We start from the raw sequence: 15,043 nt of genomic DNA on the forward strand, positions 1-15,043 counted from the left end.
GTTCCGTACGCCGTCAGTGCGTCGTCATCGACGTGCTGGCGGCGTACGTGTGCTTCAGGAAGCGGAGCAGCGCCGTGGTGTCGAACTGCACGACCGTCACCCCGTCGTCCCGGTGGAGCTCGACGACCGTCTGGACGCGGCCGCAGGGCCAGACGCCGATGTCGCCGCGGCGGGTCGGGGTACGCATCCCCGTCTCCAGGAGGGCGCGCGGGAAGGACCACTCGACGGCGCCGGGGAAGACGAAGCGGACCGTCGCGGGGGAGAAGCCGGGGTCGTAGCGGAGGGCCACCGGGACGGGGCGGGAGAGCGGGGCGTCGCTGATGATCCGTCCCTTGGCATGGTCGTCGACTGCGCGGTCGTCTACGGCGGCCATTGGGTGACTCCTCACCTTTTGTCCTCTTGTCTACCAATGTCCCACGCCTTCCCTTCGCGGGCACGGCTCATACCCGTACGGCGGAAGGTGTGCGCGGGGTCACGTGCATCCGAGCGCCGTCGTCCTGTGACAGATGCGCTCTTGCAAGTTGTTTGCAGGAGCGCCTTATCATTCCGGACGTGCATGTACCTGACGGATTCATCAACGCCCCCGTATCGGCCGCCGCCGGTGTCGTCGCCGCCGGCGCTGTCGCGGTCAGCCTGCGCGGAGCGCGCCGCGAACTCGACGAGCGGACCGCGCCGCTCGCGGGGCTCGTCGCGGCGTTCATCTTCGCCGTCCAGATGCTGAACTTCCCGGTCGCCGCCGGGACCAGCGGACACCTCCTCGGCGGAGCGCTCGCCGCGATCCTCGTCGGGCCCTGGACCGGCGTCCTGTGCATCGCCGTCGTCCTGCTCATGCAGGGCATCCTCTTCGCCGACGGCGGCCTCACCGCCCTCGGCGTGAACATCACCGTCATGGGCGTCGTCACCGTCGTCGTCGCGTACGCGCTCTTCCGCGGCCTGGTCCTCGTCCTGCCCCGCACCCGCCGCTCGGTGACGGTGGCCTCCTTCGCCGCCGCGCTCGTCTCCGTACCGGCCGCGGCCGCCGCCTTCACCCTCATCTACGCCATCGGCGGCACCACCGACGTCCCCGTCTCCAAGGTCCTCACGGCCATGGTCGGCGTGCACGTCCTCATCGGCGTCGGCGAGGCCGTCATCACCATGCTGACCGTCGGCGCCGTCGTCGCCGTCCGCCCCGACCTGGTGTACGGCGCCCGCGGCCTGACCGCGCCGCTCAAGCTCCGCGTCGACGGCGAGCTGGTCGACGCGGCTCCCGCCGCGACGCCCCTCGCGCAGGGCTCCCCGAAGAAGCTGTGGATCGGCGGCGTGGTCACCGCCCTCGTCCTCGCCGGCTTCGTCTCCTTCTACGCCTCCGCCAGCCCCGACGGCCTGGAGAAGGTCGCCGCCGACAAGGGCATCGACAAGAACGTCGAGGAGCACGCCGCCGCCGACTCCCCGCTCGCCGACTACGGCGTCAAGGGCATCGAGGCCCCCCGCCTCTCCGGCGGCCTCGCCGGCGTCATCGGCGTCGGCGCGACCCTGGCCGTCGGCACCGGCGCCTTCTGGGTCGTCCGCCGCCGCAAGGCCGCCGCCGCCGTGGAGGCGTGACATGGGAGCGGGGCACGCCCACAAGCTCTACCGGCACGGGCACTCGCCGGTCCACGAGCTGCCCCCGCACACCAAGCTCGCCGCCGTCCTCGGCTTCGTCGTGGTCGTCGTCTCGACGCCCCGCGAGGCCGTCTGGGCCTTCGCCCTCTACGCCGCACTCCTCGCGGCCGTCGCCGCGAAGGCCCGGATCCCGGCCGGCTTCCTGCTCAAGCGGCTGCTCATCGAGATCCCGTTCGTCGCCTTCGCGCTGCTCATGCCCTTCGTCGTGCCGGGCGAGCAGACGGAGGTCCTCGGGGTGTCCCTGAGCGTCCCCGGCCTGTGGGGCGCCTGGAACGTCCTCGCCAAGGGCACCCTCGGCGTCGCCGCCTCCGTGCTCCTCGCCTCCACCACCGAACTGCGGGCCCTGGTCCTCGGCCTCCAGCGGCTCAAGCTGCCGCCGCTGCTCGTCCAGATCGCCTCGTTCATGATCCGGTACGGCGACGTCATCACCGACGAGATGCGCCGCATGTCCGTCGCCCGCCGCTCCCGCGGCTTCGAGGCGAAGGGCGTCCGCCACTGGGGCGTCCTCGCCAAGTCCGCGGGCGCGCTCTTCATCCGCTCGTACGAGCGCGGCGAACGCGTCCACCTCGCCATGGTCAGCCGCGGCTACAGCGGCACCATGCCGGTCATCGACGAGGTGACCGCCACCCGCGCCCAGTGGACGTACGCCGCCGCGCTGCCGCTCACCGCACTCCTGATCTGCCTCCTGGGATGGACCCTATGACCGCCTCGCTGGAAGTGCGCGGCCTCGCGTACGCCTACCCCGACGGCCACCAGGCCCTCTTCGGCGTCGACCTGACCGTCGGGCGCGGCGAGCGGGTCGCCCTGCTCGGCCCGAACGGCGCCGGCAAGACGACCCTCGTCCTCCACCTCAACGGCATCCTCACCGGCGGCGCGGGCAGCGTCACCGTCGCCGGGCTGCCCGTCGGCAAGAAGCACATGGCGGAGATCCGCCGCAAGGTCGGCATCGTCTTCCAGGACCCCGACGACCAGCTGTTCATGCCGACCGTCCGCGAGGACGTGGCCTTCGGCCCGGCGGCGGCCGGGGTGCGGGGCGCCGAGCTCGAAGCCGTCGTGCTCCGAGCTTTGGAGAAGGTCGGCATGGCGGAGTTCGCCGACCGGCCCCCGCACCACCTGTCCTTCGGGCAGCGCCGCCGGGTCGCCGTCGCGACCGTCCTCGCCATGGAGCCGGAGATCCTCGTCCTCGACGAGCCCTCCTCCAACCTGGACCCCGCCTCGCGCCGCGAGCTCGCCGACATCCTCAAGGCGCTGGACGTCACCGTCCTGATGGTCACCCACGACCTGCCGTACGCCCTGGAGCTCTGCCCGCGCTCGGTGATCCTCAGCGAGGGCGTGATCGCGGAGGACGGCCCGACCGCCGCGATCCTCTCGGACGAGGAGACGATGGCCCGGCACCGCCTGGAGCTCCCGTTCGGCTTCGTACCGAGCTCCGTCGCCTGACTTTGGTCCGACCGGCTGGACCTGCCGGTGGGTCGCGCCTGGACGCTCCGTGCGGCGGTGGTGCCGGGGTTATGAAGGGAATCGAACGGAATCGGATGAGAGTTCGCCATCCGGTCATTCCCCCACATCACCCCAGGAGACGCATGATGCGCCCCATGAGAGCCGCCTGTCTCGGCGCGGCCACGCTGGTCACCCTCCTCACCTGCACTTCTGTCGCGGCCGACGCCGCGACGGACACCGATTCCGCCCAGGCCGGGAGCAAAGCCCGGACCATCACACTCCGGGCCGAGGTGAAGGAGCTGACCCGCATTCCCGCCACCGGCGACCCCGCGCAGGGTGATCGGGCCATCGCCCGCTCGGACCTCTCCCTCTTCGACGACCCGACGCACGCCAAGATCGGCGAGAGCCACGTCGCCTGCACCACCACCCGGGGCGGCGACGACGAAGCGGAGCAGTGCGTCGCGACCTACGTCCTCCCGGACGGCCAGCTCACCGTGCAGGGGATGTACTTCAACTACCTCGACCAGGGGCCCTTCGACAACGCGATCACCGGTGGCACCGGGAGGTACGACAAGGCTCGTGGCTCGGTCCACTCCGAGCCGGCCGGACCGCGCGTGAGGACCTTCACGATCAACCTCGTCTGACCGCCCCGGACCTCCACCTGACCCCGGAATCCGGCCTTCTCCCCTCGCGTTGCACCATGGGAGACGGTCGTACGAGAGGAAGTGTGGGTCAGGTGGACGTCCAGGGCACGGTGGCGGCGGGCTGGGAGCCGGTCAGGGACGCGTTCCTGCGCAACTTCGAGGAGCGCGGCGAGCGCGGCGCGGCGCTCGCCGTCCACCGGGACGGCGAGAAGGTCGTCGACCTGTGGGCGGGCACGAAGGACGTCGACGGTACGGAGCCGTGGACGGCGGACACCGCCCAGGTCGTCCGCTCCGCCACCAAGGGCGTCTCCGCCGCCGTCCCCCTGCTCCTGCACCAGCGCGGGCTGCTCGACCTGGACGCCCCCGTGGCCTCGTACTGGCCCGAGTTCAAGGCCCACGGCAAGGACCGGGTGACCGTACGGCAGCTGCTCGCGCACCGGGCGGGCGTCCCGGTCCTCGACACCCCGCTCACCCTCGCCGAGGCGGTCGACCTGGACACCGCCACGCGCGCGATCGCCGCCCAGGCCCCCGTCTGGGAGCCCGGCACCGCCCACGGCTACCACGCCCACACCTTCAGCTGGCTGCTCTCCGGCCTGGTCCACCGGGCCACCGGCCGCACGATAGGCCGCTGGGTCGCCGAGGAGATCACCGGCCCCCTCGGCCTCGACCTGTGGATCGGCCTGCCCGAGGCCGAGACCCACCGGGTCGGCCGGCTCGGCCCCGTCGAGGAGATCGACCCGCCGGGCAGCGGCGCCCTCAAGCTCCGCCCCAAGCGCTCCGTCACCGAGGCCTACCAGGACCCCGCCTCCCTCACCCGGCGCGCCTTCGGGGTCATCGAGCCCAAGCCCGACGAGAACGACCCCGTCTACCGGGCCGCCGAACTGCCCGGCTCGGCGGGCGTCGCCACCGCCCGCGCCCTCGCCGGCTTCTACGCCGCCACCCTCGGCCCCGTCGGTGGCGCCGAGCGCCTCTTCGCCCCCGCCACCCTGACCCTCGCCCGCACCGAGGAGTCCGCGGGCCCGGACCAGGTGCTGCTCGTCGGCACGCGCTTCGGCCTCGGCCACATGCTGCACGGCCCGGCCTCGCCGCTCCTCGGCCCCTCCTCCTTCGGCCACCCCGGCCGCGGCGGCTCCCTCGGCTTCGCCGACGCGGACGCCGGGATCGCCTTCGGGTACGTCACCAACGGCATGCGGAAGACGGTCACGGCCGACCCGCGCGCCCAGGCCCTGGTGCGCGCGGTGCGCTCGGTGACGGGCTGAGGACGAGCGGCTCACCGGGCTGAGTGCGAGCGCCCCGGGCTGAGGCAGAGCGGCCCCGGGCTGAGGCCGCGCGGCCCCGGGCTGAGGCCGCGCGGCCTCTCGGGCTGAAAAGCAGGGTCCTTTTCGGCTGAAATACGTTCCCTGTCCGGCGACTTGACATTGTGAGCGCCGACGAACCATTCCCCGGCCACCTGGCCGATACCGTGTGCCCGCTCCACCGACCATGGAGCGGGCGCGGGGGTGCGTGGTGATCGAGATTCCGCTGCGGCGGTCCGGGTACGGAACGGTCCGGATCGCCGACAGCCGGCTCTGGGAGACGTACGGCAGCATCGGGCTGCTCTCCTCGCGGCGCGGGCTCGCGCCCTGGCCGTACACCAACTGGGACCGGGCGGCCCGCCGTTCGCTGACAAGGGCCGGGGTGGCCATCCCGGGCTGGCTCGTCCCGCTGTACCGCGCCCGCGGCGGCGCCCTCCCCTCCTTCCTCCTCGCCGTCCCCGACCCCTCCAGGGGCGACCTGACGGCGGATCTCGCGGCCCTCGCCGCCCTGCCCCCGGCCCGGGTCAGGGCGGAGCTGGAGCAGTGGTTCCCGCAGGGCGTACCCCCCGAGGTGGCGCCCCTGTACGCGGATCCGCGAGCCCGCCTCGCCGAGCTCGGCGAGTTCGTCCCCCGGTACTGGCGGGCGGCCATGGCCCCGTACGCGGCGCCCCTGCGGGTCGCCACCGAGGAGGACATCCTGCTGCGGGCCCGGATCCTCGCCACCCAGGGCCCGGAGCGGCTGCTCGGCTCCCTGCGCGGACGACGGCTCACCCGGCGGGACGACGTGCTGAGGCTGCACGTCGGCCCCGTGGTGCGGGACAGGACCGCGGTGCCGTGCGTCTCCCGGCTGATCCTCGTCCCCCTGGTGTTCGGCAAGGGGGCCCCGTACTCCGCGTCCGCCTCGGACGGCACGACGGCCGTCGCCTACCAGGCGGAGGGGGCGGCCGTCCTGCTCGGGGAGACGCCCCCGCCGGGCCGCCGGGGCCTCGCCGAGGAGCCCACGCGCGGGGACCGGCTGGAGATACTGCTCGGCCGCAGCCGGGCCGGCGTCGTCCGCGGCCTCGTCGCGCCCACCACCACCTCGGACCTCGCCGCGACCCTGGGCCTGGCCCCGAGCACCGTCTCCGAGCACCTCACCGCCCTGGTCGCCGCGGGCGTGGTGCGACGGCGCAGGGAGGGCGTACGGGTGCTGTACGAGCTGGACGGCCCGGGTGTCGCGCTGCTCCGGCACATGGACAACAGGCGTAGGGTCAACGCGCCGGAGAACCAAACCAGTTGAAAGCAGGAGGAACCGAATGACCACGGATGTCACGGGTGTCGACACGTACGAGAAGCTGCTCGCCCTGCTCGACGAGCGCGGCGCGGCCTACCGGGTGATCGAGCACGCCCCCGAGGGCGCCACCGAGGCGGTCAGCGCACTGCGCGGCCACTCGCTCGACCGGGCGGCCAAGTGCATCATCGCCATGGTGAAGATCGGCAAGAAGGAGAAGCGCTTCGCGCTCGTCGTCGTCCCGGGCGACCGGCGCATCGACCTCAACGCGGTGAAGGCGCTGTACGGCGGCACGTACGTCTCCTTCGCCTCTCCGGAGATCGCCGAGGAGCTCGCGGGCTCCCCGAGCGGCACGATCCTGCCGTTCGCCTTCGACGAGCGCCTCGAACTGATCGTGGACCCGGACCTGTTGGTCCACGAGGAGTTCTTCTTCAACGCGGCCCGCCTCGACCGCTCGCTGGCCCTGGCCACGGAGGACTACCGCACGATCGCGGAGCCGCGGGTGGAACGGGTCTCCTCCTGACCGTCCCTCACGCCATGGACGGCGTGAGGGCGAGCACCATCCCGAGCCCGACGAGGACGGTCCCGATGACCTTGTTGAGCACGCGCTGCCGCTGCAGCAGCCGCGTCCGCAGGGACTGGTTGGAGAAGAGCACCGCGGCCAGCGCGAACCAGACCAGGTGCGCGAGTGACATGAACAGGCCGTAGCCGATCTGCTGGAAGACGGGGGTGTCGGCGCTGACGACCTGGGTGTAGGTGCTCAGCACGAAGAGCATCGTCTTCGGGTTGAGCGCGTTCGTCAGGAATCCGGTCCGCAGCGCCCCCGCCTTCGAGAGGCCGGAGTCGCTCGACAGGTCGATGTCCACCTGCGCCTTGGTGACGAAGGTCTTGTATCCGATGTACACCAGGTACGCGGCGCCGATCAGTTTCATCGCCGTGAAAAGCATCGGGGTCCGGGACACCAGAAGTCCGACACCCAGCATGGTGTAGGTGACATGGACGAGAACGCCCAGGGAAATGCCGACGGCGGCGAGAACTCCGGCGGTCCGCCCGTACAAATAGCTGTTCCGCACGGTCATCGCGAAGTCCGCGCCGGGACTGATGACTGCCAGAATGGTGATGACCGCTACGGCGATGAGCTGACCCATTTTCCCGTCTTCTCACTCGGGTGGAATGCGGGCGCGGGGGGCGCCGGAGTGGCCGCCCCCCGCGCCGCACCGGACACTTACGGCTTGTGACGGTAGGTGATCACGAGCACGTCGCGCGAGGCCGGGAGGGCGGGATCGATCTGCTCGATGGGCGTGACGCCGTGGTAGACCCGCTCGTCGTTGACGAGCGCCACGTCCAGGACGTCGGTGAGGGAGAACTTCTCCACCGGCTGCTTGTCCAGGTTGAAGACGGTGCTCTCGCCGCCGGTGGCGTTCGAGCGGCCGATCATCGCCATCAGGACGAAGGTGACGCCGTCGCGGTGGACGCCCTCGGGGGTCGGCAGGCCGACCTCCTCGCCGTTCACCTCGATGCGGAACTGGTGGGCCTCGATGTGCCAGCCCGAGTACGGGGCGAGGCGGCCGAAGATGTCGCACCCCAGCGTGACCAGGCTGTCCATGGTGCGGCCGCGCAGGCTCTGCTCCTCGAACGGCTCGTAGTGCCGGGCGACACCGCCGTTGAGGTTGTTGTAGTCGAGGCCCTGGTAGTGCGGCTGGTGGGCCTCGACCGCGTACTCGGCGCTCGCCGGGGGCGCGCTCAGCGTGGCGTGCCGACGCCGGCGGTAGCGGCCGCCGTCCGCCATGTACCCGTCGAGGGGCATGCGGGACCAGCTGTCGCGGAAGGACTCCAGGTCGTCGAGGGCCGTCTCGGAGCGGCGGAGGAGGAGCGACTTCACCTTGTCGCCGGAGATCAGATCGAAACTCCGGGAGGAAAGGGACGAGCAGATCTCCTCGACGCCGGACTCGTACGTATCGTCCCCGTGCTGCAGCGAAGTCATTGTTTCCCCCTGGGTCGAAAAGTAATGGTCGGCGGGGTGGATCGTGCTATTCGCCGGGGACGGGTGTCAAAGAGTTTCGGTCCTGGCCGAATGGCCGCGAGTTCGCGTTCTCGGGCCATCTCTGGCCATTCGTCCGTGAATTCCATGAACACCGTGTTGCGAAAAGGTTTCACGGGGTGCTGGGATCTGGCCATGGATCTCACGCAACGCTTCGAGGGGTACGCGGTACTGGTCACCGGCGCGGCGCGCGGCATCGGCGCGGCCACCGCCCGGCGGCTCACGGCGGAGGGCGCCCGGGTCCTCGTGACGGACATCGACGAGCCGGCGGCGGAGAAGACGGCGGAGGAACTCCCCGGGGCGCTGGCGGCGCGCTGCGACGTCGCCGACCAGGAGTCGGTGGACGCGGCCGTCGCGTACGCCGTGAAGACCTTCGGCCGTCTGGACGTCCTCGTCAACAACGCCCTCGCCCCCGTCGCCCCCGACCGGGACCGCTTCGAGGACGAACCCGACGCGGGCTGGACCGGCCAGTTCGACGTCACGCTGATGGGCGCCGTCCGCTGCGCACGGGCGGCGCTGCCGCACCTCGCGGCGGCCGGCGGGCGCGGGGCGATCGTCACGATCGGCTCCGTCAACGCGGAGGCGGACTTCGGCAACCACGCCTACAGCGCGGCCAAGGCGGGCCTGGCGTCCCTGACCCGCACGCTGGCGGGCGACGCCGCCGCGCGCGGGGTCCGGGTCAACCAGATCAACCCGGGCACGATCGCGACGACGGCCTGGAAGGGCCGCGAGACCGATCTCGCGGCCCTCGCCGGCCGCGTCTACCCCCTGGGCCGCGTCGGCACCCCGGAGGACGTGGCGGCGGCGGTGGCCTTCCTGGCCTCCACCGACGCGTCCTGGATCACGGGCACGACCCTCCGCGTGGACGGCGGCCTGCTCGCCGTGAACACACACTTCGCGGAGGTACTGGGGGAGGGTTAGGCCGTCTCTTTCGGATCTTGCCTGACCCGGATGGCGGCGAGCGCGCGGGGCCCGGGCGCGCCGGGCGGCTGGGCCGCGGCGATCGCGCGCGGGGCCCGGGCGCGCGCCGGGCGGCTAGGACGCGGCGATCGCGCGGAGGGTCCACGTGACGGCGGGTGTGCAACTCTCCGGCGGGGACCAGCCGTTGACGACGGCGAGCAGCTCGAAGTACCGGTCGCGCAGCGGGTCGACGAGCCCCTGGAGCTGTTCCTCCGTGCAGTGGCCGAGCACGCCCCGTACGAAGGGCTCGGCCGCGGGCGAGCGGGGATCCACCCCGTCGCGGAGGGCGGGCCCGACGAGCTCGCGCACCACGGCGGCGACGCCGGGCCGGGGAACCCCCTCGTACCTCCCCGCCTCCCCCTCCACGGCCCTCCGCAGGGACGCCCGGAACTCCGGGTCCTGACTGAGCTCGGCGATCTCGACCCAGGCGCGGATCCGGGCGGGCGAGGGGTCGTCGGGCAGCTCGGGGGTCATCGACCGCCGCACCCCGGCGAAGGGCCCCTCGGCCCCGACTCCCGCGAACACGGAATCGAGGAAGTCCTGGACGAGAAGCCGACGTTCGTCCTCGGAAAGTCGGGCGAGTCTGTGCATGAGTTCCGTCTCCTCGGGAGTAGATCCACGCGAGGCCACCGCCGTCAGCACGGCCCGCCGCAACCGCAGGGCCCGGATCTGCACGTCGAGCGCCTCGGCGTGCACCGCGGCGACCTGCGGCAGCGAGACCTCCCGGTCCAGTACCCGGCGCACCGTCGGCAGGTCGATCCCCAGGTCCCGCAGGGTCCGCACCAGTTCGAGCCGCGCGACGGCCTCGACGCCGTACAGCCGGTATCCGGCGGCACTGCGCCCGGCGGGCACGAGGATCCCCTGATCGGAATAGAACCGAACGGTCTTCACGGAGACCCCGCCCCGCCGGGCCAGCTCCCCGATCCCCAACGCGATGTCCTCGTCCATGCCCCCACCCTGGAGCCTCCCCCTACGGGAGACGCAAGCCCGCCGACGCACCCGTCACCCCGCGTGCAGCATCAGCCCGATGCCCACCACCATCAGGCCCGCCGCCGCGATCCTCGGGGCGCCGAAGCCCTCCTTGAAGAAGAGGGCGCCGATGGCCGCGCCCACGATGATGGAGGACTCGCGCAGCGCCGCGATCGGGGCCAGGGGCGCCTTGGTCTGCGCCCACAGGACGAGCGCGTACGCCGAGACCGAGAGGGCCGCGCCGAGGAGGCCACGGGCCGCGTACGGGCGGAGCTGGGGGAGGAGGGCCGCGCGGCGGGTCCACAGGGCGTACGCCGGGATCACGAGGCCCTCCAGGATCATCAGCCACGCGATGTAGCCCAGCGGGGTGCCGGAGGCGCGGACGCCGACGCCGTCGACCACCGTGTACAGGGCGATCGACAGGCCCGTCGCGCCCGCCGCGAGGAGCGCCGGCCAGTGCGGGCGGGCGTCCTTGCCCCGGATGCCCCACAGCGCCAGGCCCGTCAGGCCCGCGCAGGCCACGGCCACCCCGAGCAGCTGCCTACTGTCCGGCACCTCGTGGAGGAAGACCGCCGCGACGACGGTCACGACCAGGGGGGCCGTACCGCGCGCGATCGGGTACATCTGGCCGAAGTCGCCGAGCGAGAACGACCGCATCAGCAGGGCGTAGTAGCCGACGTGCAGGGCCGCCGACAGGATCAGGTACGGCCACGCGCCCGCCGCCGGCAGCGGTACGAAGCAGGCCGCGGCCAGACCGATCAGCGCCCCGCCGCCGGAGATCAGCGTGAAGGAGAGCAGCTGGTCCTTGATGTGGTGCGCGATCGCGTTCCAGCCGGCGTGCGTGACGGCCGCGACGAGGACCGCGAGCGTGACGAGCGGGGTCACTTCACGGGCTCGCGGACGTCCACGAGCGTGCCGCCGGCGTGCGTGACCAGCGTCTTCGGGTCCATCGCGAAGACCGTGTGCGGGGTGCCCGCCGCCGCCCACACCACCGTGTGGTCGAGGATGCCCCGGTCGGCGAGGACCCGCGTCCGGGTGCGGTGGCCGAACGGCGGCACGCCCCCGATCGCGTACCCCGTCGTCTCCCGCACCGCCTTCGCGTCCGCGCGGGTCACCTTCTCCGCGCCCAGCTCCTGCCGCACCCGCTCGACGTCCACCCGCGACGCGCCGTCCATCAGGACCAGGACCGGCACCCCGTCGGCCGCGAAGATCAGCGACTTCACGATCTCGCCGACCGCGCAGCCGATGGCGTCGGCGGCCTGCTGGGCGGTGCGGGTCTCGTCCGGGAAGCGGCGGATCTCGACGTCGAGCCCCAGCTCCCGCAGGGCGGCGGCGAACTGGGGATGAGCGGCGGAGGCGGTGTCCTCGTGGGTCGTCATGCCCCGACACGCTAGCGGTCGGTGTACGGGGCATGCGACCGGGTTCCGGGCGGGGTCGCGCGCCTTCAGGCCACCCCGCCTCCAGTCCCGCGAGGGCCACCCCGCCTCCAGTCCCGCGAGGGCCACCCCGCCTCCAGTCCCGCGAGGGCCACCCCGCCTCCAGTCCCGCGAGGGTCACCCCACCTGCCGGACCCCGGAGGTCACCCGGCCTTGAGGACCTTGGCCACCACCGGGCCCGCCGCGTCGCCGCCGTGGCCGCCGGCCTGGACGACGGCCGCCGCCGCGAGGTCGCCGGAGTAGCCGGTGAACCAGCTGTTCGAGGTGGACTGGCCGTCGACCTCCGCCGAGCCGGTCTTGGCGCCCTTCGGCGAGGGCACCCCCGCCATGGCCTCCGCCGCCGTACCGTTCGTCGCCGTCGCCTTCATCATCCGGCGCAGCCCACCGGCGACCTCGCCGGGGAGCGGCTCCGCCGTGGCGAACGCGCGGTCGTCGAGGTCCCGCGCCACCAGGTACGGCTGGAGGAAGGCGCCGTTCTTCGCGGTCGCGGAGAGCGAGGCGACGTTCAGGGCGCTCATCGTGATCTTGCCCTGGCCGATGTACGAGGCGGGCGTCTCGCTGCCGGCCGACTCGGGGACGCTGCCGTCCGAGGCCTGGACGCCGATGTTCCACTCCTCGCCGATGCCGAACCAGTGGCGGGCGGTGGTGCCGAGGGCGGTGTCCGCGACGCCCTTGTCGCTGAGCTTGGTGATCGACTTGATGAAGGCGGTGTTGCAGGAGCGGCGGAACGCGTCGGTGAGGGTGCCGCCGTTGATGCTGAACCGCTTGAGGTTCTGGAAGGTGGCGCCCCGCGACAGGACGTCCGGCGGACACTCGACCTTGGTGTCGGGCGTGGCCAGACCGTGCTCCATCATCATCGCCGCGGTGACGATCTTCATGGTGGAGCCGGGGGCCTGCTGGCCCTGGAGCGCGGTGTTGAACTCCTTGGCCGGGCTGTTGGCGACGGCCCGTATCGCTCCGGTGGACGGCTCGATGGCGGCCACCGAGGCGGAGTCGTACCCCTTGACGGCCTTCTCGGCCGCCGCCTGGACGTCCGCGTCGATGGTGGTCTTCAACGTGCCCGGCTTCCCCTTCCGCAGGACGAGGAGCGGCGTGTCGGCGACGCCCTCGCTGCCGGAGTCGATCCAGGTCTCGACACCGGCGGTGCCGTCGACCTTCGACCCGTACCGCTTGCGGAGTTCGGCCAGGACCGGCGCGAGCGAGGGGTACTTCGCCGCCGTCAGCTCCACGCCCTCGCGGTCGACGGCCTTCACCTCGGCGGTCTTCGCGACGCCCGTGCGCAGGGTGCCGGCGGCGGTCAGCTTCGGGTGGAGGACGGTCGGCTGCCACTTCACGAGCGGGCGGCCGGTGGTCTGCCCGCGCACCACGGTCAGTTCGGAGGCGTAGGACAGGTCCTTGGACACGCCGTCGTACGTGACGGTCGCCCGCACCGTGAACGGCACCTTGGCCCCGACGGCCGCCCCCGGCGTGATGACGGCCTTGGCGACCTTCGCGCCCTCGCGGAAGCCGGCGACCGCGGGTTCCGCGGAGACCGGGTCGTTCGTCAGCTGGGCCGCCCGGTCCGACTCCCCGGCGGCCCAGGCGGCCAGGAAGTCCTTCGCGGTCGAGGTGACCTCGTCGTCGGTGACGGGCCCCGTCTTCGGTGCGTCACCGGCCTTGGCGTCCACGGACGTCTCGCCGCCCGTGATCCCCGTCCAGAGGTTGTATCCCCCGTACCCGACTCCGCTCGCCACGACGAGGAACACGCCCCCGACGATCGTGACCTTGACTCCACTGCGCATGACTGCGTTTCCCCTCCCCAGGTGGAACCGAAGAGTCAAGCAGCCCCGGCATCCGTGTGTCGAGCAACTTTCGTCATATCCGTCACTCCCGCCCCACCGGCCCCCGCCGTACAACCCTTCACGCCCCCGCCGGTCTCACAAGTGAGGCGCATGGAGCGCCTGTTGCCTCCGGGAGGGATCACCCGTGCCTCTGGCTCGTTCGACCCGGCGTCGGCTCGCCGCCGCCGTCACCACTGTGCTTGCCGTGTCGTTCGGCGCTGGTGCGGTGAGCACCCCGGCGTTCGCATCCCCCATCGGCGTGGACGCCGCCGAGGACGACGTCACGCTCGTCCGGCACACCGTGCCGTCCGTCGTCGATCTGAGCACCAAGACGTACTTCGAGATGAACTGGACGCTCACGGGTGCCAGAGGGGCCACGGTCGTCCTACGCCACACGCGGACCGGGATCACGATGAAGCACATGCTCGGCGACGCGGGCAGCCCCGGCACCTTCTCCCTCTACTGGGACACCCACGCCACCAACATCGGTGACGCCCCGAACGGTGACTACACCTGGACGCTCACGGCGGAGACCCTCGACGGGACCCCGCTCGGCTTCCAAGCCTCTGGTTCCTTCACGGTCGTCCGCAAGACGCAGCCGCACGACTTCAACGACAACGGCTCGCTCGACATCATCCGGCGCGACGGCGGCGGCGGGCTGTGGCGGTCCGACACCACCGTTTACTCCGGCGGCACTCTGGACCAGGAGTCCCACCAGTTCATCGGCCGAGGCTGGGAGATCTACGATCAGATCGAAGCGGCCGGCAACCTCGGCGGTGCGGCGGTCGGCGACCTCCTGGCCCGCGACAGATCCGGCGTCCTCTGGCTGTACCAGGGCAACGGGCGAGGCGGCTTCGCCACCCGGATCAAGGTCGGCACCGGCTGGCAGATCTACGACAAGATCGCGGCGGGCAGCGATCTGACGAACGACGGCCGCGCGGACGCGATCGCCACCGACAGGTCCGGCGTCCTCTGGCTCTACCCCGGCACAGGGAACGCCAGTGCCCCCTTCACCGCCCGCAGAAAGATCGGTACGGGCTGGGGCGTCTACAACGAGCTGACCGCCGTCGGCGACATCGCGGGCGGCGCGCCCGGCGACCTGGTCGCGCGCGACAAGTCCGGCGTGCTCTGGCAGTACCTGGGCAAGGGCGACGGCACCTTCGCCCCGCGCACGAAGATCGGCGGCGGCTGGAACACCTACGGCTGGCTCATCGGCGCCGGCGACGTCACCAAGGACGGCCGCCCCGACCTCCTCGGCGGCATCAACGCCTGCCCGAACTCCGGCACCGACGACTCCCTCTACCTCTACCGAACAACCGGCGACTGGCGCGCACCCCTCGCTCCCGCCCAGCGGTCCTCGGTGTACAACCCGGGTTACACCTGGGACAAGATCGCCTGACGCCAGGAGGGCGCGACCGGCGGTCGCGCCCTCCTCGTGCAATTCCCCCGCTACACCCAGGTGTCGAGCCACATCCGGGCCCGCCAGCCCTCCATCGGATTGGGGGTGCCGGTGTAGATGGGCCAGAA

Annotated in this window: 16 protein-coding genes; 9 read left to right on the top strand and 7 right to left on the bottom strand. The window is 72.1% G+C overall.

Annotated elements, in window-relative coordinates:
* Positions 1–13: 13 nt before the first annotated feature.
* Positions 14–373 carry an SsgA family sporulation/cell division regulator gene (locus ACWGN5_RS25065; protein WP_453518959.1) on the bottom strand — a complete coding sequence of 120 codons (360 nt, stop codon included), beginning with the start codon at positions 371–373 and terminating at the stop codon, positions 14–16.
* A gap of 179 nt (positions 374–552) precedes the next feature.
* Between ACWGN5_RS25065 and ACWGN5_RS25070 the strand changes: the two genes are divergently transcribed.
* The 7 genes from ACWGN5_RS25070 to ACWGN5_RS25100 all read left to right on the top strand — a co-directional run bounded on the left by ACWGN5_RS25070 (position 553) and on the right by ACWGN5_RS25100 (position 6,813).
* The gene (locus ACWGN5_RS25070; protein ID WP_453518960.1) at positions 553–1,581 is read left to right on the top strand and encodes an energy-coupling factor ABC transporter permease; all 1,029 of its coding nucleotides are present in this window, start codon (positions 553–555) and stop codon (positions 1,579–1,581) included.
* A gap of 1 nt (position 1,582) precedes the next feature.
* Positions 1,583–2,344, top strand: a complete 762-nt coding sequence (gene cbiQ / locus ACWGN5_RS25075) for a cobalt ECF transporter T component CbiQ (protein WP_453518962.1) — start codon at positions 1,583–1,585, stop codon at positions 2,342–2,344.
* Positions 2,341–3,081, top strand: coding sequence for an energy-coupling factor ABC transporter ATP-binding protein (locus ACWGN5_RS25080; protein WP_453518964.1), 741 nt, complete (start codon positions 2,341–2,343; stop codon positions 3,079–3,081). Before cbiQ ends, ACWGN5_RS25080 begins: the two co-directional genes overlap by 4 nt.
* 155 nt (positions 3,082–3,236) lie before the next feature.
* The gene (locus tag ACWGN5_RS25085; protein ID WP_453518966.1) at positions 3,237–3,725 is read left to right on the top strand and encodes an allene oxide cyclase barrel-like domain-containing protein; all 489 of its coding nucleotides are present in this window, start codon (positions 3,237–3,239) and stop codon (positions 3,723–3,725) included.
* A 92-nt stretch (positions 3,726–3,817) separates the two neighbouring features.
* Complete coding sequence (locus ACWGN5_RS25090) at positions 3,818–4,984, top strand: serine hydrolase domain-containing protein (protein ID WP_453519037.1); 1,167 nt, start codon at positions 3,818–3,820, stop codon at positions 4,982–4,984.
* Between the two features lie 247 nt (positions 4,985–5,231).
* A complete protein-coding gene (locus ACWGN5_RS25095; RefSeq protein WP_453518968.1) occupies positions 5,232–6,299 on the top strand; it encodes an ArsR family transcriptional regulator in 1,068 nt (355 codons plus the stop codon).
* A 16-nt stretch (positions 6,300–6,315) separates the two neighbouring features.
* On the top strand, positions 6,316–6,813 hold the full coding sequence (locus ACWGN5_RS25100; protein ID WP_453518971.1) for a YbaK/EbsC family protein: 498 nt from the start codon (positions 6,316–6,318) through the stop codon (positions 6,811–6,813).
* Between the two features lie 7 nt (positions 6,814–6,820).
* Here the strand turns inward: ACWGN5_RS25100 and ACWGN5_RS25105 are convergent, their stop codons facing one another.
* On the bottom strand, positions 6,821–7,438 hold the full coding sequence (locus ACWGN5_RS25105) for a LysE family translocator (protein WP_453518973.1): 618 nt from the start codon (positions 7,436–7,438) through the stop codon (positions 6,821–6,823).
* A 77-nt stretch (positions 7,439–7,515) separates the two neighbouring features.
* The gene (locus tag ACWGN5_RS25110) at positions 7,516–8,274 is read right to left on the bottom strand and encodes a 2OG-Fe dioxygenase family protein (RefSeq protein ID WP_453518974.1); all 759 of its coding nucleotides are present in this window, start codon (positions 8,272–8,274) and stop codon (positions 7,516–7,518) included.
* A 192-nt stretch (positions 8,275–8,466) separates the two neighbouring features.
* Here ACWGN5_RS25110 and ACWGN5_RS25115 point away from each other — a divergent pair, with 192 nt between their 5' ends.
* Complete coding sequence (locus ACWGN5_RS25115) at positions 8,467–9,252, top strand: SDR family NAD(P)-dependent oxidoreductase (protein ID WP_453518976.1); 786 nt, start codon at positions 8,467–8,469, stop codon at positions 9,250–9,252.
* A 114-nt stretch (positions 9,253–9,366) separates the two neighbouring features.
* On the opposite strand, the gene ACWGN5_RS25120 is transcribed toward ACWGN5_RS25115, so the two are convergent.
* The 4 genes from ACWGN5_RS25120 to ACWGN5_RS25135 all read right to left on the bottom strand — a co-directional run bounded on the left by ACWGN5_RS25120 (position 9,367) and on the right by ACWGN5_RS25135 (position 13,477).
* On the bottom strand, positions 9,367–10,239 hold the full coding sequence (locus ACWGN5_RS25120) for a MerR family transcriptional regulator (RefSeq protein WP_453518978.1): 873 nt from the start codon (positions 10,237–10,239) through the stop codon (positions 9,367–9,369).
* Positions 10,240–10,293: 54 nt separating this feature from the next.
* Positions 10,294–11,145: an EamA family transporter gene (locus tag ACWGN5_RS25125; RefSeq protein ID WP_453518981.1), complete on the bottom strand. Its 852-nt coding sequence runs from the start codon at positions 11,143–11,145 to the stop codon at positions 10,294–10,296.
* A complete protein-coding gene (locus ACWGN5_RS25130; protein ID WP_453518982.1) occupies positions 11,142–11,639 on the bottom strand; it encodes a YbaK/EbsC family protein in 498 nt (165 codons plus the stop codon). Before ACWGN5_RS25130 ends, ACWGN5_RS25125 begins: the two co-directional genes overlap by 4 nt.
* 200 nt (positions 11,640–11,839) lie before the next feature.
* Positions 11,840–13,477, bottom strand: a complete 1,638-nt coding sequence (locus ACWGN5_RS25135; RefSeq protein WP_453518985.1) for a penicillin-binding transpeptidase domain-containing protein — start codon at positions 13,475–13,477, stop codon at positions 11,840–11,842.
* Positions 13,478–13,661: 184 nt separating this feature from the next.
* On the opposite strand from ACWGN5_RS25135, the gene ACWGN5_RS25140 reads away from it, so the two are divergent.
* Positions 13,662–14,915, top strand: a complete 1,254-nt coding sequence (locus ACWGN5_RS25140) for an FG-GAP repeat domain-containing protein (RefSeq protein ID WP_453518986.1) — start codon at positions 13,662–13,664, stop codon at positions 14,913–14,915.
* Positions 14,916–15,043: the final 128 nt, after the last annotated feature.

This window comes from Streptomyces sp. NPDC055815, assembly GCF_053616475.1.

Coding starts and splice junctions, on each gene's coding strand:
- ACWGN5_RS25120 (WP_453518978.1), bottom strand. CDS start 10,239: ATGGACGAGGACATCGCGTTGGGGATCGGGGAGCTGGCCCGGCGGGGC.
- ACWGN5_RS25135 (WP_453518985.1), bottom strand. CDS start 13,477: ATGCGCAGTGGAGTCAAGGTCACGATCGTCGGGGGCGTGTTCCTCGTC.
- ACWGN5_RS25130 (WP_453518982.1), bottom strand. CDS start 11,639: ATGACGACCCACGAGGACACCGCCTCCGCCGCTCATCCCCAGTTCGCC.
- ACWGN5_RS25065 (WP_453518959.1), bottom strand. CDS start 373: ATGGCCGCCGTAGACGACCGCGCAGTCGACGACCATGCCAAGGGACGG.
- cbiQ (WP_453518962.1), top strand. CDS start 1,583: ATGGGAGCGGGGCACGCCCACAAGCTCTACCGGCACGGGCACTCGCCG.
- ACWGN5_RS25115 (WP_453518976.1), top strand. CDS start 8,467: ATGGATCTCACGCAACGCTTCGAGGGGTACGCGGTACTGGTCACCGGC.
- ACWGN5_RS25105 (WP_453518973.1), bottom strand. CDS start 7,438: ATGGGTCAGCTCATCGCCGTAGCGGTCATCACCATTCTGGCAGTCATC.
- ACWGN5_RS25110 (WP_453518974.1), bottom strand. CDS start 8,274: ATGACTTCGCTGCAGCACGGGGACGATACGTACGAGTCCGGCGTCGAG.
- ACWGN5_RS25085 (WP_453518966.1), top strand. CDS start 3,237: ATGAGAGCCGCCTGTCTCGGCGCGGCCACGCTGGTCACCCTCCTCACC.
- ACWGN5_RS25100 (WP_453518971.1), top strand. CDS start 6,316: ATGACCACGGATGTCACGGGTGTCGACACGTACGAGAAGCTGCTCGCC.
- ACWGN5_RS25080 (WP_453518964.1), top strand. CDS start 2,341: ATGACCGCCTCGCTGGAAGTGCGCGGCCTCGCGTACGCCTACCCCGAC.